The following is an 18,297-nucleotide window of genomic DNA, read 5'->3' on the forward strand; positions in this document are numbered from 1 at the left end:
GCCGCCTTTCCCTCAGCCGCCGAAGCGACGGGCGAAGAAGACGCCCGTGCGGAGGGTGTCGTCTTCCTGGGACAGGGGGCTGTCGGCCACGTCGCCCAGGCGTCGTTCATAGTTGACCAGGGCGCCGGCGCCCCATTTGTCGTTGATCGGGACCAGCAGGAACAGGCTGGCGCCGGCGCCTTGCAGGCCGCTGCCCGGCGAATAGGCGTCGATGCCGTTGCGGGCGGCCTCGGCGGCGCTGACGCCGTAATAGGCGTCGGCCAGCTTGGCGTCGCCGCCGCGCGCATAGACCGAGACATTCATCAGACCGATCGGCGTCACGCGCTGGTGGCCGACCGAGGCGTAGTATTCCGTGCCTTCGCTGACGTTCGTCACGTCGCGGCTGACCCGGCCGCCGACCACGATATTGCCGGGCAGGCGTTTGAAGGCGTAGGCGGCCACGTCGGCGCCGAAGTCGGGACGATCCAGGTCCAGACCCTCGATGTCTTCGGGCGAGAAGCGCGGACGCAGTTGCAGGCCGGCGCGGAAGTCGTCGGTCTTGATCGCGTTCCAGCCCAGACCGTCGATGGCGCCCAGATAGACGACGTCGCGGTAATTGGCGGAGACCCAGGGCACGACCCGGGTCTCGGAGCCCGTGTCGCCGCCGCTGTCCTTGCTGTAGAGGGCGCCGACGCCGAGATCGACGGTCCAGCCGTCGGGCGCGGGGCGCATCTGCTCATAGGGCTGGGACTGGGCAAGGGCTGAGCCGGCGAAGGCGGTTGCGGCGGCGGCTGTCAGGGCCAGGGTGCGCAAGGACATTTGGAGCTTTCTCGTACGGAATAGGTCAGTCCATACGTTCGAGCTGGGCCTTTGGCTCCAGCAGGGCCGCAGATGCCGTCTCTATGCGACTTTCCAGCAACGCCATCATCGCCCCGCGCTTCAGGCCGGCGGGGATCGGCTCGAGGAATTCGAACACCACCTTGCCCGGATAGCGGCGGAATCCATGGGCCGGCCAGTGGACGCCGGAGTTGGTGGCGACCGGCCAGCAGGGGCCTTCCAGATCGCGATAGATGGCGGCGACGCCGGGCTTGTAATCGCCGGGCACGCCGGGATCATTGCGCGTGCCCTCGGGGAAGATGACGATCTGGCGGCCTTCGGACAGGCGTTCGCGCGCCTGGCGGGTCATGTCCTTCAGCGCCTTGGCGTGGCCGGCGCGGTCCACAGCGATCATCTTGGCCTTCCAGGCGAACCAGCCGAAGAAGGGCAGGGGCATCAGCTCCTTCTTCATCACGAAACAGGCGTCGGGCAGGACGGCCAGCAGGGCGACGATGTCCAGCATCCCCTGGTGTTTCGACGCGATCAGGGCGGCGCCCGACGGGGCGTGCTCCAGCCCCCGCACCTCGACCTTGACCCCCGCGATCCAGCGCAGGCCGAACAGGACGATCTTCGCCCACAATTTGCAGACGCCCTGCACATAACGGTGCGGCGCAAGCAGGATGGGCGACAGGCCGACGGCGACGATCGGCATCGACAGATAGAGCCAGGCGGTGAAGAGCAGGGAACGCAGGATGTTCACTTAGGCAGGGGCCTTTTCGGCGGAGGGTTCGGACGCGGGGGCGACGCGGCTGAGGCGGCGAATCCCCTCGCGGCCCAGGGCGGCGAGATATTTCATATATTCCAGCGTCATGCGCCGCGCCGTCACCGTCGCGCGCCACCAGTGCCGGTTGTCCAGCGACGGGGTCGAGACGGCGTAGGGGGTCAGCTTCACGCCCGGCAGCTGGCCCCGGATCTCCACCAGCGAGCGCGGCATATGATAGTCGGAGGTGACGACGATCAGGTCGTCATAGCCCTTGGACCGGGCCCAGGCCGCGATTTCCTGGGCGTTGCCGACGGTGTCCTCGGCCTCGAAGCCCAGATCGACGCAGCAGTTGAACAGACGGCTGGAGCCCGGCGTCAGCTCACGCAGCTCGCGACGGCGGACCTCGCGATTGACGCCCGAGATCAGCACGCGCTGGCCCTTGCCCTGCTCCAGCAGGCGGATGGCGGCGTTGACCCGTTCGGCCGAGGGGCCGGTCAAGGCCACGATGGCGTCGGCCGGGGCGGGATCTTCGGCGGGCGTCAGTTCGCGCACCCGATGGGCGAAGGCGAACAGGCCGACCAGCCAGATCAGGGCGACAATGCCGATGACGACGAGCAGTCTCATCCCTACCCCCGACCTGAACCCAGAACCTGCATGGCGGCGAATCTGGCCGCGACAAGCGCCACCGTAGCCGCCAGCAGCGGACATGGCGAGAGCAGCAGCAGGTCGCCCCAGGTCACGGGCAGGGCCTGGGTCAGACCGTCCGATCCGCCCAGGAACCGCAGGAAGGCCAGGAGCAGCCCCGCCAGTCCCGCCCCAATGGCCCCGGCCCCGGCTGCGATCAGGGCGAAGCGGCGCTGAAACAGCCAGGCGATGCGGCCGTCGGTCGCGCCGTTCAGGCTCAGGGTCTCGATCACCCCGCGCCCGGCGGCCAGGCCGGCGCGGGTGGCGTAGGCGATGGCGGCGGCGGCGGCGAAGGCCGTGGCCAGGAAGGCGGCGCCGGCCAGGGCGGTGATCAGGGCGGCCGAACGTTCGACCTCGCCGCGCCAAAGGCTGTGGTCGTCGACCGTGGCGTCCAGCCCGGCCTCGGCCAGGGCGCGGCTGAGGCTGACCGCGCTGGCGGGGGCGTTCGGGTTCAGCCGCACCGTGACCAGATGGGGCAGGGGCAGGTCGGGCAGGACGGCGTCGCCCAGCCAGGGCCGCAGCAGATCCTCGGCCGCCTTGCGGTCCAGGGCCGCCGCCTCCTCGACCCCGGCGACGCCGGACAGGGTCTCGGCGGCGCGGGCGGCGGCGGTGTCGCCGGTCTCGCCGACGCGGGGGCGGACCTGCACCGTCGCCTCGGACCCGAGCTGACGCGCCCAGCCGTGGGCGGCGCGGTCGGCGGCCGAGGCGGCGACGGCGGCCAGACAGGCCAGGAAGCACAGGACGGCGATGACGGTCATCAGCCAGGGCTCGCCGGCGGCCGCCGGGGGCAGCAGGCCGGGACGTCCCCGTGAAAGCCGGAAGTCGGACAGGCGGATCATGCGGCGGCTCGGGCGGCTTCGGTCAGCCGGCCCTGGTCGAGCCGCAGGACCTGGGCGCCCGAGCGCTCGGCCAGGGCCTGGTCATGGCTGGCGATCAGGACGGTGGCGCCCAGCCGGTTCAGCGACTGGAACAGGCGCAGCAGCTTCTCGGCCATGACGGCGTCCACGCTGCCGGTCGGCTCGTCGGCGACGATCAGGCCGGGGCGGGTGATGACGGCGCGGGCGATGGCCAGCCGCTGTTTCTCGCCCCCGGACAGGGCCGGGGGGCGGGCGTCCATCCGGCGGCCCAGGCCGACCCATTTCAGCATTTCCTCCACATCGGCGGCGTAGTCGGCTTCGTGCCCGCCCGCCAGCCGCAGGGGCAGGGCGGCGTTGTCGAAGGCGGACAGGTGGTCCAGCAGGCGGAAATCCTGGAACACCACCCCCATGCGGCGGCGAAAGGCCGGGATGTCGCGCCGGTCGATGTCGGACACATCGGCGCCGAACAGGCGAATGGTCCCCGTGGTCGGCCGATCCACCAGGGTCAGAAGCCGCAGAAGCGAAGACTTTCCGGCGCCGGACGGCCCGGTAAGGAAGTGGAAAGAGCCTCGCGTCAGAATGAGGTTAACGTCTCGCAGCACGTCGGGCGCGTCCGCATAGCCGAAACCCACGCCCGACAGGCGGACGGTCTCGGTCACAGGGGCGGAATCGACGGCGCTGGGTGGCGAGGACGGCATTGAGATTTGTTTCAGGGACAGGGCGCGAAATCGCGCCTTACAGGAGGGGGCGACAGCCTCGCAGTCAGCCACATGATACTGACCTGCCCCGCCTGCGCCACCAGCTATTTCATTCCCGACGACGCCGTGGGCGCGAACGGGCGCAAGGTGCGCTGCAAATCGTGCGGCGAAGTCTGGCGCGCGACCAGCGACGAACCGCTGGAACTGAGCGTCGCGCCCGAACCGCGCGTCATCTCCACGCCCGAGCCGGACGCGGCCTCTGAGCCCGCCAGCCTGGCCGAGACCCCGGCGCCGGAACTGCCCAAGGCCTTCCGCGCCCGCGCCGAACAGCAGCGCCGCCTGCGCCGCGCCGCCACCCATGGCGTGGTGTGGGCGGGCCTGGCCAGCGCCTTTGTCGGCCTGATCGTCTCGGCCTTCCTGTTCCGGGTCGAGGTGGTCGAGGCCTTCCCGCGCGCCGCCGCCGCCTATGCCGCAGTCGGGACGCCGGTGAACCCGGTCGGCCTGGACTTCGAGGCGATGACGGCCAAGGAGGTTCCCAATCATCCCGGCATGGTTCTGGTGTCCGGCGCGCTGCGCAATGTGCGCGACGCCGAGATCGTGGCCCCGCCCGTCCGGGTCGCCCTGCTGGACGAACATGGCGCAGAGGTCGGGTTCAGGATCGTCGCCATCGACGCCGCCCCCGTCCTGCCCGGCAAGGTCCAGGGCTTCGCCGTCCTGATCCCCGATCCCGGCGGTCATGCGGCCGACATCGGGGTCAATTTCGTGACGCCCGACGCGCCTCACGCCAAGCCGGCCGCTGCTCACGCCGCGCCCGCCGAAGCGGCGCCGGCGGCGGATCACGGCGAAGATCATGCTGCGCCTCAGGCGGCTCCTCATGCTGCCCCTGCTCACGAGCCCGATCACGCGCCCGCCGAAACGGGCGGCGGTCATGCGCCGGCGAACGCTCATGCTGAGCTTGCGCCCGCCTCCAACGGCCTGAGATCGGCGGTCGCGCCGGGCGTCGCCGCGCGCAACGCCCAGGCGCCGATCGAGGCCCGACCCATTCGCGTGGTGGACAACGGGCACGGCGAGGCGGTATCCGCCTCGCATGGCTGATCCCTCCCCCAAGCCGACCGTCCTGCTGGCCGAGGCCGACATCGCCCGCGTCGTGGCGGACCTGGCCGCGCGCATCGCCCCCGTCATCGACGACGACACGGTCGCCGCCGTTCTGCTGACCGGCGGTCTGTGGTTCGCCGCCGACCTGACCCGCGCCCTGTCGCGACTGGGCCGTAATGTCCGGTTCGACGCCCTGTGGCTGGCCTCTTACGGCGACGACAAGACCAGCCGGGGCAAGATCGACGTCTACGCCCCGTTCCAGCGGCCCATCGCCGGGCGGCGCGTGCTGATCCTGGACGATGTGTTCGACACCGGCCTGTCCCTGGCCGAGGCGGGACGGATCGCGCGCGAGGCCGGGGCCTCAGAGGTCCTGACCTGCGTCTTCGCCCGCAAGCCCTGGCCCGCGCCGCGCGCCCCCGAGCCGGACTTCGTCGGCTGGGAGGCCCCGGACCGTTTCTTGGTGGGCTACGGACTGGACAACGCCGGCGGATTGCGTGGCCTTCCGGACATCTGCGCGCTGGATTAGAGATCTCAGCGATAGAGAGAGGCGCGATCCAGCGGCAAGCCCGACTTACCGGCGCGTCGCTTCTGGGCCATGGTCTGGTAGACGAGGATGGAGCCGCGTTCGAAGCCCTTGGCGCACATGGCGAAGAATATCAGCCACAGGCGGGTGCGTTCCTCTCCAACCATGGCTATGGCCTCGTCCCTGCGGGCCATCAGGCGGCGGGACCATTCGGCGGTGGTGGCCTGGAAATGTTCGCGCAGGTTCTCGACGTCCAGCACCTCGAAACCCAGGCGGCCGAGGTTGGTTACGGTCATGCCGATGGTGTCCAGCTCTCCGCCCGGGAAGATGAAGCGGCCGATCGTGCGCGTTGCGGTCGTCTGGGGGGTGATGTTGCCGATATCGCGGCCGCCGCGGCGGACGGAGGCCTGGTGGAAATACAGGCCTCCCGGCTTCAGCAGGCGATGCATCTCCAGGAAGTGACGGTCGTGGTTGGCGAAGCCGACGTGTTCGAACATCTCCACCTGGCTGATGGCGTCGAACCGTCCGGTCATCTCCAGGTCGCGATAATCCTTGAGCTCCAGGGTGATCCGGTCCTGCAGGCCGAGGCGGGCGATCTTGGCGTTGGCGAAGGCGAGCTGTTCCTCGGACAGGGTCACGCCGTGGACCTTGGCGCCATAGTGCCGGGCCGCCCAGCACGACAGACCGCCCCAGCCGCAGCCGATGTCGAGCAGGGTTTGGCCGGGCTTGAGACGGAGCTTCCTGCAGATGAGGTCCAGCTTGCGGGTCTGGGCGTCCTCCAGCGACTGGTCCGCGTCGGCGTAACAGGCGCTGGAGTAGACCATCTCCGGGTCCAGGAAGAGGCCGTAGAAGTCGTTGCCGACATCATAGTGGAAGGCGATGAAGTCCTTGTCCGTGCGGGCGGACTTGTCCTGACGCTGGCCGGCCTCGCCGGTGGGGTCATAGGCGGCGTCGCCGACGGAGCGCGCGCGGCCCGCCAACAGGAAGGGGATCAACGCGCGCGCGATCAGCCCCTTGTTGACCCGGCGCGGCAGGTGGACGGCGCGGCCATGGTCCCACCGATCGGCGGCTTCCAGGGGCGATCCGCCCTCGATGCGCACGTCGCCGGTAGCGTAGAGCTCGAACAGGGTCATCAGGCCGGGTTTCAGCATCAGCCGGCGTACGGCGGAGGGGTCGGACAGCACGATGCGGATGTCGTCCCTGGCGTCAGGACCCAGCGGAAGGATTTCGCCGGTCCAAAGCTGCAGCGACAGGTCGGCCTGTAGATGTCCCGCGATATGCGCAACGATCCGACGTGCGGCGGCCGTGCGCGAATCCTGGCCGCCTGTAGCGACGGTGGTCATGTGATCTTGTCCTCAATTTCGTGCAGGCCGCGACCTTACCGGATTGATCGAGCGGCGCTAGATGACGGGGTGAAATGCTGCGCCGCTTGAATTTCCGCCGTGTGCAGCGTTGACTCCGAGACGCCCTTCCGTATATGTCGCCGCTCTTCGCCCCCGGGGGTCTCTCCGGAGGGCGTATTCATTTTTGCGTTTGCGCTGAGGCTTCAACATGTACGCGGTGATCAAGACCGGCGGCAAGCAGTACCGGGTCCAACCGGGCGATACGATTGTCGTCGAAAAGCTCGATGGCGACGCCGGCTCGGAGCTGAAGTTCGACAGCGTCCTGATGCTGGGCGGCGACAAGGGCGTGACCCTGGGCGCTCCCCTGATCGACGGCGCCTTCGTCGGCGCGACCCTGGTCGAAACCCGCAAGGGTGAGAAGATCAAGATCTTCAAGAAGACCCGTCGTCAGGGCTATCGCCGCACCAACGGCCACCGCCAGATGGAATCGGTCCTGCGCATCACCGGCATCGAAGGCGCCGGCGAGACCGCCAAGTGGGACGGCAAGGTCGATCTGACGACCAAGGCCGAGATCAACCTGCGGGCCCGCAACCTGGCCACCCGCGGCGCGACCTCCGCGCTGGGTTCGATCGAGACGGTCGTGACCGACGTGGACGGCGCCGAGGTCAAGGGCGTCGTGGTCGAGAGCTCGGCTCCCGCCAAGAAGGCCCCGGCCAAGAAGAAGGCCGCGCCCAAGGCTGAAGCCGCCGGCGACGAAGCCTAAGACATTTCACCGGCGCTTCACCGCGCCAAACGGTATCACGGACGCGCTCAAGTAGGCCGAAAGGCCGGTAGCGCACCAAGAAGAGACGGAGCGGCAAGATGGCTCACAAGAAATCCGGTGGTTCGTCGCGTAACGGTCGCGACTCCGAGTCGAAGCGCCTCGGCGTGAAGAAGTTCGGCGGCGAGCGCGTGCTGGCCGGCAACATCATCGTGCGCCAACGCGGCACCACCTTCCACCCGGGTGAGAACATCGGCATGGGCCGTGACCACACCCTGTTCGCCCTGACCCACGGCGCGGTGAAATTCACCAAGAAAGCCGGCGGCCGATGCTATGTGTCGGTCCTCGCGGCCAATGACGACGCCGCCCAGGCTATGGCGGCCGAGTAACGCAGTCTGGAACACTCCGGATCGCGTTGCTCCTGAAAGCAGCCGATCCGGACCAGGGAAGATATTCCGCGGGGAGTCTGGATCACCAGGCTCCCCGTTTGCGTTTCCCCGCCTCGTAGCCCGCCCGAGCCCTCCAAGGTGGCGGTCCTTACGAAGAGGCGACTGTCATGTGCGTCATCGAAACCTCCCCCATCGTCGAGACGCGGCGTCTGGTGCTGCGCGCGCCCGCGCCCCAGGACGCGCCGCGCATCGCCGCCCTTGCCAATGATCTGGACATCGCGCGCATGACCAAGCGGATGCCGCATCCGTTCCGGGTCGAGGACGCCGACGACTTCGTGCTTCAGGTCGCGTCGCAGGATCCTGCGCGGGCCAACACCTTCGTCATTGAACATGAGGCGGCCGGGCCGGTCGGGGTCATCGGCCTGTTCGAGGGCGAGGATCGGGTTCCGGAGGCGGGATACTGGATCGGGCGCGACTACTGGGGGCGGGGCTTCGCCACCGAAGCCCTGGACGCCGCCCTGGTCTGGGCCAGTCGCAAGTGGCGGCGACGCGCCCTGGTGGCCGGGCATTTCGCCGACAATCCCGCCTCGGGCCGGGTGCTGGAGAAGTCCGGCTTTCTCTACACGGGCGAGACCCGCCGGGCCTGGAGCCGGGCGCGGCGCGCCGAGATCGAGACGCGGATGATGGTGTGGCTGGCCTGAGCCAGCCCTAGCCCCAATCAGCCCGCCAGGCTGGGGCCGAAGACGGCGGCGGCGCCGACCAGGCCGGCGACCAGCATGGCTACGGCCCCGGCGACGAAGGCCGTGGCTGTGCGGGCCCGACGGCGCCGTGCGCCGCCCGCGCGGTATTTGCGGATCAGGATCATGGGGCCTCGGGTAAAGGCCTCGGACCCGATGATGTTGTGCTGGGACAAGAAGGCGCTCCCCGACTGTCTCTTGAGCAGGGATCTGTCCGGGGTCGGAGTGGTCAGAAGATGGCGATCCGCGTTACCGGGGTCGCATCTTCGTGAGGCGCAGACGCTTTAGAGGCGTCGCGACCTCGGTCAGCCGCAGAAGACGAGCCGGCCGTCATAGGTGCGATAATAGCCGCTGGCTGGGTCGTAGGAGCGGTAGGCGCTGCGGCACCAATCCACCCGGCGGGCGTCTCGATCATGGCCATAGGCCGAGCCCCCGCCGGGATAGACCAGGTCCGGCCGGCCATAGGCGCCGGGATAGACGCCGGGGCCGCTGGAATAGCTGTAGCCATAGCCGGTAGAGCGATAGCGCCGCGTCTGGGCCGGCCGCTGGTCGCGCCAGGCGGCGCCGCAGTCGGTGCGGGCGGCGTCCCAATAGGCGTCGCAGCGATAGTCGCCGGGCCGGTCGGCCTGGCCGTTGAAGTCGTAGCGAGCGCCGGAACCATAGGTCTGGTTGCGTCCATAGGAACGATAGGCGTCCCGCCCCTGATACGCCCCGTCACGGGGATGATCATAGCGGGGCGGGGCGTCGTACCAAGTCTGAGCCACAGCCGGGGCGGTGGACAGGGCCGCGGCGACGGCGGCGACTAGAGCGAGTTTCATGGTCAATCCCAGTACGGCCGTCGGGGCCGGGCGGATGGGAACGCTTGGATGACGCCTACTGTATCGAACGACGACTTACAGGCCGGTGCTACAGGCCGGTGTTACAGGGCGACATTGACGACGCGGCCGCCCCGGGTGTCAACGCGGCGCATCAGCACCAGGGGGGCTTCGTCGCCTGTCCGGACCGGGACGATCAGGAACCAGCCGCCGTCGGGCAGGCCGCTGAACCGGAAACGGCCGTTTTCGCAGCGCGTGTCCCGGACGAAGCCGCTGTAGTTGGCGTTGGCGTCCGGCACGGTGCGGGCGCGGACCACGGCGGCGGGCACGGCGGCCCGCTCGGTCGAGCCGTACAGGGTGCGGAAGCGGGCGCGGGTATAGGGGGTGTCGGGCGTCAGGCCGGCCGAGGCGACGCAGGCGTAGGCCTTGCCGTCCTGAGTATAGGTGACGCGGCCCTCGATGGCGGCCTGGCCCGGACGTTCCGACCAGGCGAAGTCCGCGGTGTTGAAGGCGGCGGGGCCGCCGACGGGGGCGCCGGTCGGGAAGGTGGTGGGGGCGCAGGCCGACAGGGCGCCGACGGCGAGACCCAGGACCAGGGCGGCGGGGGCGAGGGGGCGGATCGACATGGGGCTTCCTCCGGAAATCCGGACCGCCCTGGGGGGAGGCGGGGCCGGAAATGATCGTGGACCGGTCGCGAGGGTGCGACGGTCCATCTATCGCACGAGCGACAACGCGACTGCCACGGTCAAGGTTGCGCCCTCTAGACCGGGAACCGACAAAGCGCGAAAGAAGCGCGAGAAAATTCGTCGGGCGATCGCCCGGCGGCAGAGTGGAATCCGATCATGACCGTCACCTTCGCCGATATCCAGGCTGCTCAGGGCCGAATCGCCGGTCAGGTGGACCGCACCCCCACCCGCCATTCCCGCAAGCTGTCGCAGCTGACCGGGGCCGAGGTCTGGGTGAAGTTCGACAATCTGCACTTCACCGGCAGCTTCAAGGAGCGCGGGGCGTTGAACCGGCTGCTGATGCTGACGCCGGAAGAGCGCAAGCGCGGGGTGGTGGCGGCCAGCGCCGGGAACCACGCCCAGGCCCTGGCCTATCATGGCGGACGGCTGGGGGTGCCGGTGACCATCGTGATGCCGGAGGGGACCCCCTTCGCCAAGATCAACGGCACCCGGTCCCACGGGGCGACCGTGGTGATCGAGGGGCTGGACTTCACCGGATCGACCGAGGCGGCCAAACGGCTGGAGGCGGAGAAGGGTTATGTCTTCGTCTCGGCCTTCGACGACGAGGGGATCGTGGCGGGCCAGGGGGTCTGCGCCATCGAGTTCCTGGAGGACGCGCCGGATCTGGAGGCCCTGCTGATCCCCATCGGCGGGGGCGGGCTGATCGCCGGCTGCGCCATCGCGGCCAAGGCGATGAAGCCGGACATCAAGGTGTTCGGGGTCGAGGCGGCGCGCTATCCGTCCTTCACGGCCCGGCGAGCCGGCAAGCCGCCGGTCTGCACCGGCCAGACCATCGCCGAGGGCATCGCCATCAAGGCGGTCGGCGACATCCCCTTCGCCCTGGCGAACCCCTTGGTGGACGAGGTCTTCGTCTGCGAGGAGGCGGGCTTCGAACGGGCGGTGGCCTCTTACGTCACCTATGAGAAGACGGTGGCGGAGGGGGCGGGCGCCGGCGGTCTGGCGGCGCTGCTGGCCTATCCCGAGCGGTTCAAGGGGATGAAGGTCGGGCTGGAGCTGTGCGGCGGCAATATCGATGCGCGGATGCTGGCCGTGGTGCTGAATCGCGAGATGGTCCGTGAACGGAGGTTGCTGGTTTACCGGATCCTGGGCGACGACCGGCCGGGCATGTTGTCGGCCATGGCGGCGGTGATCGGGGGCCTGGGCGGTAATATCATCGACGTGGTCCACAACCGCCTGGCCCTGGACGTGCCGGCCAAGGGCGCCGAGTTCGACATCATGGTCGAAACGCGCGATAGCGCCCACGCCGACGAGATCGGCGAGGCCTTGAAGGAACGCGGCTATGAACTTCGGATGGGGTAGGGCGGCGCTGCTCGCCAATCTCTTGGGGGCCGTTCTGATGCTGGCGGGCTGCGGCCGGTCTGCGCCGGTCGATCCGAACGCGGGCAAGGCGGAAGCCGCCGCCTTCATGGAGAAGAACGCCAAGGTGGAGGACGTCCAGACCCTGGCCAGCGGGCTGCAGTACAAGGTCGTCCAGTCGGGTCCGGCGGGCGGCGTCAGCCCGGACCGCAACGACCTGGTCAAGGTCGATTACGAGGGCAAGCTGGTCGACGACACCGTGTTCGACAGCTCGTTCGCGCGCGGGGCGCCGGCGGTGTTCACGCCCGAGACCGTGGTGCCCGGCTGGACCGAGGCCTTGCAGAAGATGCACGTCGGCGACGAGTGGATCCTGTTCGTGCCGCCGGCGCTGGGCTACGGCGAACAGAGCAGCCCCAAGATCCCGGCGAACTCGGTGCTGATCTTCCGGCTGAAACTGCTGGACGTGGCCAAGGTTCCGGGCGGCGGATCCGGCGCAGGGACGGCGATGGGGTGATCCCCGTCTTCTGCGCGAGGCCGCTTGCGCAGAATTAGGCGCTCAGGCCCTGCCATTCGCGCAGAACCTGGGGGTCGGTCTCTTTCGTCGCCTGACGCAGGACGGCGAAGTCGGCGGGGGCCATCAGACGCGACAGGGCCCAGACGGCGGCGCCGCGCACCAGGGGGGCGGGGTCGGCCAGCAGGGCTTGCGTCGGGGCGATCAGGGTCGGGTCGTTGGAATTGCCGACCGCATAGAGGACGTTCCTCAGAAACCGGTCGCGGCCGATGCGCTTGACGGGGCTCTTGGTGAACACGGCGCGGAAGGCGGCGTCGTCAAGCGTCAGCAGGTCGTGAAGGCGCGGGCTGTTGAAGGCGGGGCGGGGCGCCAGCCGGATCTCGCGGGCTTCCTGGGCGAACTTGTTCCACGGACAGACGGCTAAACAGTCGTCGCAGCCATAGATGCGCGAGCCGGTCAGGGTGCGGAACTCCACCGGCCATGGCCCGGCGAACTCGATGGTCAGGTAGGAGAGGCAGCGCCGGGCGTCGAGCTGGAACGGGGCGGGGAAGGCGTTCGTCGGACAGGCGTCGAGACAGGCGGTGCAACGGCCGCAGTGTTCGGTCTCGGCCGCGTCCGGTTCGATCTCGGCGGCGGTCAGGATCGTGCCCAGGAACAGCCAGTTGCCGTGGGTGCGGCTGAGCAGATTGGTGTGCTTGCCCTGCCAGCCCAGTCCGGCGCGCTGGGCCAACGGCTTTTCCATCAGGGGGGCGGTGTCGACGAAGACCTTGATGTCCGCGCCGTTGCGGGCCGCGATCTGGCCCGCCAGTTGTTTCAGCCGGCCCTTGATGACCTCGTGATAGTCGTCGCCCCGCGCATAGACCGAGATATAGGCGGCGGAACGGTCGGCCAGCTGGTCCAGCGGATTGTCGTCGGGGCCGTAGTTCATGCCCAGGACAATGGCGGTCTTCGCCTCGTCCCACATGGCGGTGGGGTGCTGACGGCGGTCCAGCGTCGTCTGCATCCACTCCATGTCGCCGTGCCGGCCCTCGTCCACGAAATGGCGCAGCCGCTCGCCCGCCGGCCAGGCGTCGGCCGCCGAGGCGAAGCGGCAGACATCGAAGCCGAGTTCGGCCGCGCGTTGGCGGATGAAGGTTTTCAGGCGGTCGGACACGGGGCGGGGGATAGCACGAAATGGGGCGAGGAAGACCTTCCCCCGCTTGCGGGGGAAGTGTCAGGCCGTGGCGCGAAGCGACACGCCTGACGATGGGGGAAGTTTTCTTTTGAGCGACACTTCCCTCTCCGACCCTGGTCCGCTGCGCGGACGCCGGGCCACCTCTCCCGCAAGCGGGAGAGGGTCTTGGGGCGGTCATTCGTCCGATGCGGCCTCGCCGTCGAACAGTTCCAGAATCTGGCCCTGGATGTCCGTGGGCCACGGCGCGATCAGGGCGGCGAGCCGGTCGCGGTCGCCGGCGAACAGGGCGCGGCTGGCCTCTTCGAAATCGGGGGCGTCGCCGGCTATCTCGACCATGAACCCATAGGCGGCCTCGGTGCGGCGACGTCGCGCGTCGCCGTCCGCGCCGGTCTTGCGGGCCTGGTCCACCAGACGACGCAGGACGGCCGAGGCGCCGCCGGGCTGGGCCGCCAGCCAGTCCCAATGGCGAGGTAGAAGCGTGACTTCGCGTGCGGCGACGCCCAGGCGCGGACGGCCGCGCTTGGGAGCCGGAGCAGGTTCTTGTTCGCGGAGGTCCAGGTCGACCGGGCGGCCGGTCGCCAGATCGAACACGCGCAGCGCGGCTTGAGGCGAGGCCGCCAGGGCCTTGCGGAAAGCGGCCACGACAGCGGCGTCCGAGCCTCTGGCGATGCGGTTGGGGCCGTCGAACAGCACCAGATCGCGATCTTCGTCGCTCATGTATTTACCCGGATAAAATTAGCTGTCATGTTTATACCCGGATAAATAAGAGAGCGCCATGACCCAGACAAATCGCAAGAGCCTGATCGCCGCATACAAGGAGCGGCCCACCATCGCCGGGATCTACGCCGTGATCTGCAGCGCGACGGGCCAGGTCTGGGTCGGCAAGAGCCGCCACATCGACACCGAACAGAACGGGCTGTGGTTCGCGCTGCGCCACGGCGGCAGTCCGTACCGGTCGCTTCAGGCGGCGTGGAAGGCGCACGCGCGCGAGGATTTCCGCTTCGAGCAGCTGGATCGCTTGCCGGAGGATATCTCGGACCTTCGTCGCAAGGACGAACTGGTCAGCCGGGCGAAGCTGTGGATCGCGCGGTTGGGTGCGGAGGCGTTGTAGAGGGGGCGAGCTTTTTAGAAATCCAGGTCCGCGTACCAGGCCGACGGCGGCACCCCGACGAAGCGGTCCGCCAGCAGGGGGCGGAAGCAGGGACGGGATTTGAGTTTGGAGTACCAGGTCTTCAGCGACGGCCAGTTGGCCCACTGGATCTCGCCGAAATAGTCGAGCACCGACAGATGGGCGGCGGCGATCAGGTCGGCCTGGCTGAGGCGGCGGCCGGCCAGCCAGTCGCGGGCGGCGACCAGGTCTTCCAGCATGGCGAGGTGGGATTTCAGGGCGTCGCGGCCGTGGCGCAGGGCGCGGGCCTCGGGCGGGCCCAGTTTGAGCAGGGGTTTCTCCATCCGCTCATGCAGCAGGACGGCGTCGACTTCATCGGTGAAGCGGCGCTCGAACCAGCCGGTCAGGCGGCGCGCCTCGGCCCGTTCGGCGGGGTCGGCGGACAGAAGCAGGGGGGCCTTCTGCTGATCCTCAATCCAGCCCAGGACGGCGGGGAGTTCGCACAGGGTCAGGGGGCGGCCGCGATCCGTGGTCTGGACGACAGGCGGCAGGCCCGAGGGGTTGAAGTCGTTGACCGGACAGTCGTCCTCCCACGGACGGACCGGGGTGTCGGTCCATTCGATACGCGCCTCGCCCAGAGCCAGACGCGCGGCGCGCGAGGCGGGCTGGAAGGCGAAATGGAACAGGACGGTGGACTCGGACATCGCCGCTTGATGCGCCGACACCCGTTAATGTCCATTTACCGGATCGCGATCAGGACAGGATCAGGACCAGGGGCCTTTGGGCGGGGTGGTCGTGGGGGCGACGGTGCGTGGTTCGGCGTCAGCTGTCGATTCCGACGCACCGGGTGCGGCGAGCGGCGGCGTGTCGGCAGAGGGCGGGCAGACCCGGCCGCGCGGATCGGCGTGAATCAGGATGTCGGCGGCGGGAAAGTGGCTGAGCACCCGGGTCTCGGCTTCCACCACGATGGCGTGGGCGGCGTCCAGCGTCAGGTCGGGGTCCAGATCGACGTGCATCTGAACCATCATCACCTGGCCCGCCATGCGGGTGCGCAACTGGTGGACGCCTGAGATGCGCGGGTCGGCGAGGACGGCGTGGATGACGGCGGCGCGGTCCGTCTCGGGCACGGCGCGGTCCAGCAGATGGTCGGCGGCGGCCTTCAACATGCCGGTCGCCCCCCAGAACAGCCAGACGGCGACCACCAGGCCGGCGGCGGCGTCCAGGCCGGGCGCCCCCAGGAAGGCGCCCGAGATCACCCCGATCAGCACCACCAGATTGGCGGCCAGGTCGGCGGCGTAGTGGGCGCGATCGCCGGCGACGGCCATGGAGCCGGTCTTCTTAAGGGCCCGGGTCTGCATCCAGACCAGCCAGGCGGTGATGGCGATGGAGACGATCACCACCCCGGTCGCCCAGCCGCCGGAGGTGACGGGACGCGGATCGAAGATGCGCTGAATTCCCTCCCACCCGATGAAGATGGCGGAGGCGAAGACCAGACCGGCCTGGACCATGGCGGCCAGGGCCTCGCCCTTGCCGTGGCCGTAGCGATGATCTTCGTCCGCCGGTGTGGCGGCCCAGCGCACGGCGAAGAAGGTCGCCAGCGAGGCGACCAGATCCAGCACCGAATCCGTCAGCGTCGCCAGGATGGAGACCGAACCGGAGGCGCCCAACGCAAAGGCCTTCAGCACGATCAGCACCAGAGCGACCCCGACCGACAGTCGCGTGATGCGGCGGGTGGCCAGATGAGCGTCTTCAAGGGGCGCGGGTGCGGGAGGAGGAGCGGGCGACGTCATTCCCGCCTCTTGTCGCGCAATCGTGGCGGAATGCCAACCGCAGGCCCTAATTCGAGCGCCTCCTTTGGATTGCGGCTGCGTTAGCGTTAAGGACACACAACGGCGCTATGTCGAACGCCGTACATAGTTGATGGGCATCAGTCGTGGGGACGACATGAGCGCTGACGAACGCTGGATCGCGCGGAGCGAGGCCCTGACCCGGCTTGGGGTCAAGGCCCAGACCCTGTACGCCTATGTCAGTCGCGGCCGGATCGCCGCCCGACCCGATCCCACCGATCCCCGACGCAGTCTGTACGCCGTCTCCGACGTGGCGCGGCTGTGCGGCGAGGGCGGCGCCGAGACGGACGGCCCCGAAGTGCGGGCGCCGGTCATGGGGGCGGCGGCGCGGGGCGAGGCGGACATCCAGTCCTCGGTGTCGCTGATCGCCGACGGTCGGCTGTTCTATCGCGGTCTGGACGCGGTGCAACTAGCGGAGACCGCGACCATAGAGACGGCGGCGCGCGCCCTGTGGGACGCCCACGAGACCAATCCCTTCGCCGATCTGAAGCCTCGCATCGACCCCATCGTCGGCGGATCCACCCAGAGGCGGGTCCTGGCCGTGCTGGGCCGCCGCGCCATCGAGGACCGGGCGCTTCGGACCCATGACCCCGTCAGCCTCAAGCGCGAGGCCGCCTCTCTGCTGAGCGAGGTGGTGGACAGCGTCTCCGGGCCGGGACCCCGCCTGTATCTTCACCAGCGGCTGGCGCGCGGCTTCAAGGCGGCCGAACGCGACAGTCATCTGATCCGTCGCGCCCTGGTGCTGGGCGCCGACGCCGGCCTGGACGACGCGGTCCTGGCGACCCGGGCGGCGGCGGGCGGGGGCGCGCCCCTGGCCGGCGCCGTTCTGGCGGGCGCGACCACCCTGGGGGGGACGCCGCTGACGGAAATCGACGATGTCGTGGCCTATGTCGGCGAGGCGCGGCGCGATCCGACCGGCGCGGCGCGGCGCTGGATCGGGCTGAAGGGGTGCGCGCCGGGCTTCGCGGCGGATACGGAATTCGGCCGGGTCGATCCGCGCGCCCCCGCCCTGTTGGATGCGGCGGACCTGACGGCGGACCTGAAGGCGGTCTGGACCGAGGGCGAGGCGGCGGGCGGACTGCCGCCGGGCTTCGGTCTGGCCCTGGCCCTGACGGCGCGCCGACTGGACCTGGGTCCGACGGGGGCGGGGGACCTGTTGATGCTGGGGCGTCTGATCGGCCTTCTGGCCCATGCTGTGGATCAGGCGGCGGACGGCTCGCCTATCCGGGCGAGATTGCGCTATGTGGGGCCCGAGCCGGGCTCCCACTGACGTTTTTCGGTCAGGCGGGCCGGCCCCACGGGGATATCATGTCTGACTGGCTTGCAGCGATCATTCTCGGTCTGGTCGAAGGACTGACCGAGTTCATACCGGTGTCCTCCACCGGCCACATGCTTCTGCTCGGCCATTTCATGGGCTTTCAGAGCTCGGGCAAGACGTTCGAGATCGTCATCCAGCTCGGCGCCCTGCTGGCCATCGTCAGCGTCTATTTCAAACGGCTGTGGACCCTGGCGACGCGCTGGCCCTTTGATGTCGAGGCGCGGCGGTTCCTGATCGGCCTGCTGGTCGCGTTCGCGCCGGCGGTGGTGATCGGTTTTATGGCCTATGGCTTTATAAAGGACGTGCTGTTCGAGACGCCGCAGGTAATCTGCGTCGCCCTGATCGTCGGCGGGATCCTCCTGCTGCTGCTGGACCGGATGGACAAGCGGCCGCAGTGGCTGGACGCGAACGCCTATCCGATGCGGGTCTATTTCCTGATCGGCCTGTTCCAGTGCCTGGCCATGATCCCCGGCGTGTCGCGCTCGGGCGCCACCATCGCCGGCGGCCTGCTGCTGAAGACCGACAAGCGGTCGGCGGCCGAGTTCAGCTTCTTCCTTGCCCTGCCCACCATGGGGGCGGCGGTGGCCTATGACCTGCTGAAGAACCACAAGACGCTGGATTTCAGCGACGTCGGCCTGATCGCGGTGGGCTTCCTGGTGGCCTTCCTGACGGCCCTGGTGGTGGTGCGGTTCCTGCTGGATTTCGTGTCCAAGCACGGGTTTGCGCCCTTTGCCTGGTGGCGGATCGTGGTCGGGGTGGTTGGGCTGGCGCTGTTGCAGGCGGGGTTCTGAGTCCCGCGACGCTGGCGAATTGCAGCGTCTGCCTCTAAGGGGCGGTC

At 69.1% G+C, this 18,297-nt stretch carries 23 protein-coding genes; 10 read left to right on the forward strand and 13 right to left on the reverse strand.

Annotation, left to right across the window (positions count from 1 at the left end; genetic code table 11):
- Positions 1 to 12: 12 nt before the first annotated feature.
- Genes AC07NC_RS07210 through AC07NC_RS07230 form a run of 5 tightly spaced genes read right to left on the reverse strand, consistent with a single transcriptional unit; the run spans position 13 to position 3,797 of the window.
- Positions 13 to 798 carry a MipA/OmpV family protein gene (locus tag AC07NC_RS07210; RefSeq protein ID WP_494569084.1) on the reverse strand — a complete coding sequence of 262 codons (786 nt, stop codon included), beginning with the start codon at positions 796 to 798 and terminating at the stop codon, positions 13 to 15.
- Positions 799 to 823: 25 nt separating this feature from the next.
- Positions 824 to 1,555: a lysophospholipid acyltransferase family protein gene (locus AC07NC_RS07215; protein WP_426026370.1), complete on the reverse strand. Its 732-nt coding sequence runs from the start codon at positions 1,553 to 1,555 to the stop codon at positions 824 to 826.
- Positions 1,556 to 2,182, reverse strand: coding sequence for a YdcF family protein (locus AC07NC_RS07220; RefSeq protein WP_291753167.1), 627 nt, complete (start codon positions 2,180 to 2,182; stop codon positions 1,556 to 1,558).
- A gap of 2 nt (positions 2,183 to 2,184) precedes the next feature.
- Entirely contained in the window at positions 2,185 to 3,081 is an 897-nt protein-coding gene (locus AC07NC_RS07225) for a cell division protein FtsX (protein WP_008258898.1), read from the reverse strand.
- Positions 3,078 to 3,797, reverse strand: a complete 720-nt coding sequence (locus AC07NC_RS07230; protein ID WP_035309785.1) for a cell division ATP-binding protein FtsE — start codon at positions 3,795 to 3,797, stop codon at positions 3,078 to 3,080. Before AC07NC_RS07230 ends, AC07NC_RS07225 begins: the two co-directional genes overlap by 4 nt.
- A gap of 72 nt (positions 3,798 to 3,869) precedes the next feature.
- Here AC07NC_RS07230 and AC07NC_RS07235 point away from each other — a divergent pair, with 72 nt between their 5' ends.
- Both AC07NC_RS07235 and AC07NC_RS07240 read left to right on the forward strand, forming a co-directional pair.
- Positions 3,870 to 4,892 (forward strand): MJ0042-type zinc finger domain-containing protein, encoded by a 1,023-nt coding sequence (locus AC07NC_RS07235; RefSeq protein ID WP_494569085.1) that lies wholly within the window; start codon positions 3,870 to 3,872, stop codon positions 4,890 to 4,892.
- A complete protein-coding gene (locus AC07NC_RS07240) occupies positions 4,885 to 5,418 on the forward strand; it encodes a phosphoribosyltransferase (RefSeq protein WP_008263870.1) in 534 nt (177 codons plus the stop codon). Before AC07NC_RS07235 ends, AC07NC_RS07240 begins: the two co-directional genes overlap by 8 nt.
- Positions 5,419 to 5,423: 5 nt before the next feature.
- Here the strand turns inward: AC07NC_RS07240 and AC07NC_RS07245 are convergent, their stop codons facing one another.
- Positions 5,424 to 6,758 carry a class I SAM-dependent methyltransferase gene (locus tag AC07NC_RS07245; protein ID WP_494569086.1) on the reverse strand — a complete coding sequence of 445 codons (1,335 nt, stop codon included), beginning with the start codon at positions 6,756 to 6,758 and terminating at the stop codon, positions 5,424 to 5,426.
- Between the two features lie 208 nt (positions 6,759 to 6,966).
- Here AC07NC_RS07245 and rplU point away from each other — a divergent pair, with 208 nt between their 5' ends.
- The 3 genes from rplU to AC07NC_RS07260 all read left to right on the forward strand — a co-directional run bounded on the left by rplU (position 6,967) and on the right by AC07NC_RS07260 (position 8,608).
- Positions 6,967 to 7,521: a 50S ribosomal protein L21 gene (gene rplU / locus AC07NC_RS07250; RefSeq protein ID WP_292150744.1), complete on the forward strand. Its 555-nt coding sequence runs from the start codon at positions 6,967 to 6,969 to the stop codon at positions 7,519 to 7,521.
- Between the two features lie 98 nt (positions 7,522 to 7,619).
- Positions 7,620 to 7,907 (forward strand): 50S ribosomal protein L27, encoded by a 288-nt coding sequence (gene rpmA / locus AC07NC_RS07255; RefSeq protein ID WP_035309791.1) that lies wholly within the window; start codon positions 7,620 to 7,622, stop codon positions 7,905 to 7,907.
- A 167-nt stretch (positions 7,908 to 8,074) separates the two neighbouring features.
- Entirely contained in the window at positions 8,075 to 8,608 is a 534-nt protein-coding gene (locus AC07NC_RS07260) for a GNAT family N-acetyltransferase (RefSeq protein WP_040349887.1), read from the forward strand.
- Between the two features lie 17 nt (positions 8,609 to 8,625).
- Here the strand turns inward: AC07NC_RS07260 and AC07NC_RS07265 are convergent, their stop codons facing one another.
- The 3 genes from AC07NC_RS07265 to AC07NC_RS07275 form a co-directional block, all read right to left on the reverse strand.
- On the reverse strand, positions 8,626 to 8,820 hold the full coding sequence (locus AC07NC_RS07265) for a hypothetical protein (protein ID WP_035309794.1): 195 nt from the start codon (positions 8,818 to 8,820) through the stop codon (positions 8,626 to 8,628).
- 129 nt (positions 8,821 to 8,949) lie between these two features.
- Positions 8,950 to 9,462: a BA14K family protein gene (locus AC07NC_RS07270; RefSeq protein WP_494569087.1), complete on the reverse strand. Its 513-nt coding sequence runs from the start codon at positions 9,460 to 9,462 to the stop codon at positions 8,950 to 8,952.
- A 101-nt stretch (positions 9,463 to 9,563) separates the two neighbouring features.
- Entirely contained in the window at positions 9,564 to 10,085 is a 522-nt protein-coding gene (locus tag AC07NC_RS07275; RefSeq protein WP_372705606.1) for a hypothetical protein, read from the reverse strand.
- A gap of 216 nt (positions 10,086 to 10,301) precedes the next feature.
- On the opposite strand from AC07NC_RS07275, the gene AC07NC_RS07280 reads away from it, so the two are divergent.
- Both AC07NC_RS07280 and bamJ read left to right on the forward strand, forming a co-directional pair.
- Positions 10,302 to 11,504, forward strand: a complete 1,203-nt coding sequence (locus tag AC07NC_RS07280; RefSeq protein ID WP_494569088.1) for a threonine ammonia-lyase — start codon at positions 10,302 to 10,304, stop codon at positions 11,502 to 11,504.
- Positions 11,485 to 12,015: a BamJ family beta-barrel-assembly machinery protein gene (bamJ, locus tag AC07NC_RS07285; RefSeq protein ID WP_494569089.1), complete on the forward strand. Its 531-nt coding sequence runs from the start codon at positions 11,485 to 11,487 to the stop codon at positions 12,013 to 12,015. Before AC07NC_RS07280 ends, bamJ begins: the two co-directional genes overlap by 20 nt.
- Before the next feature lie 34 nt (positions 12,016 to 12,049).
- On the opposite strand, the gene queG is transcribed toward bamJ, so the two are convergent.
- Positions 12,050 to 13,165: a tRNA epoxyqueuosine(34) reductase QueG gene (gene queG, locus AC07NC_RS07290; protein WP_494569090.1), complete on the reverse strand. Its 1,116-nt coding sequence runs from the start codon at positions 13,163 to 13,165 to the stop codon at positions 12,050 to 12,052.
- Positions 13,166 to 13,360: 195 nt separating this feature from the next.
- On the reverse strand, positions 13,361 to 13,903 hold the full coding sequence (locus tag AC07NC_RS07295; RefSeq protein WP_494569091.1) for a DUF2239 family protein: 543 nt from the start codon (positions 13,901 to 13,903) through the stop codon (positions 13,361 to 13,363).
- A 58-nt stretch (positions 13,904 to 13,961) separates the two neighbouring features.
- Between AC07NC_RS07295 and AC07NC_RS07300 the strand changes: the two genes are divergently transcribed.
- Complete coding sequence (locus tag AC07NC_RS07300; RefSeq protein ID WP_494569092.1) at positions 13,962 to 14,297, forward strand: GIY-YIG nuclease family protein; 336 nt, start codon at positions 13,962 to 13,964, stop codon at positions 14,295 to 14,297.
- A gap of 14 nt (positions 14,298 to 14,311) precedes the next feature.
- On the opposite strand, the gene fzlA is transcribed toward AC07NC_RS07300, so the two are convergent.
- Together fzlA and AC07NC_RS07310 are read right to left on the reverse strand one after the other, a co-directional pair.
- The gene (fzlA, locus tag AC07NC_RS07305) at positions 14,312 to 14,998 is read right to left on the reverse strand and encodes an FtsZ-binding protein FzlA (protein ID WP_008263197.1); all 687 of its coding nucleotides are present in this window, start codon (positions 14,996 to 14,998) and stop codon (positions 14,312 to 14,314) included.
- A 60-nt stretch (positions 14,999 to 15,058) separates the two neighbouring features.
- Positions 15,059 to 16,084 (reverse strand): cation diffusion facilitator family transporter, encoded by a 1,026-nt coding sequence (locus AC07NC_RS07310; RefSeq protein ID WP_492071766.1) that lies wholly within the window; start codon positions 16,082 to 16,084, stop codon positions 15,059 to 15,061.
- A gap of 154 nt (positions 16,085 to 16,238) precedes the next feature.
- Between AC07NC_RS07310 and AC07NC_RS07315 the strand changes: the two genes are divergently transcribed.
- Positions 16,239 to 17,411, forward strand: a complete 1,173-nt coding sequence (locus AC07NC_RS07315; RefSeq protein WP_494569093.1) for a citrate synthase family protein — start codon at positions 16,239 to 16,241, stop codon at positions 17,409 to 17,411.
- Positions 17,412 to 17,449: 38 nt separating this feature from the next.
- A complete protein-coding gene (locus AC07NC_RS07320; protein WP_494569094.1) occupies positions 17,450 to 18,250 on the forward strand; it encodes an undecaprenyl-diphosphate phosphatase in 801 nt (266 codons plus the stop codon).
- The last annotated feature ends 47 nt before the right edge of the window (positions 18,251 to 18,297 follow it).

The organism is Brevundimonas sp. GW821-FHT10A07 (assembly GCF_059415785.1).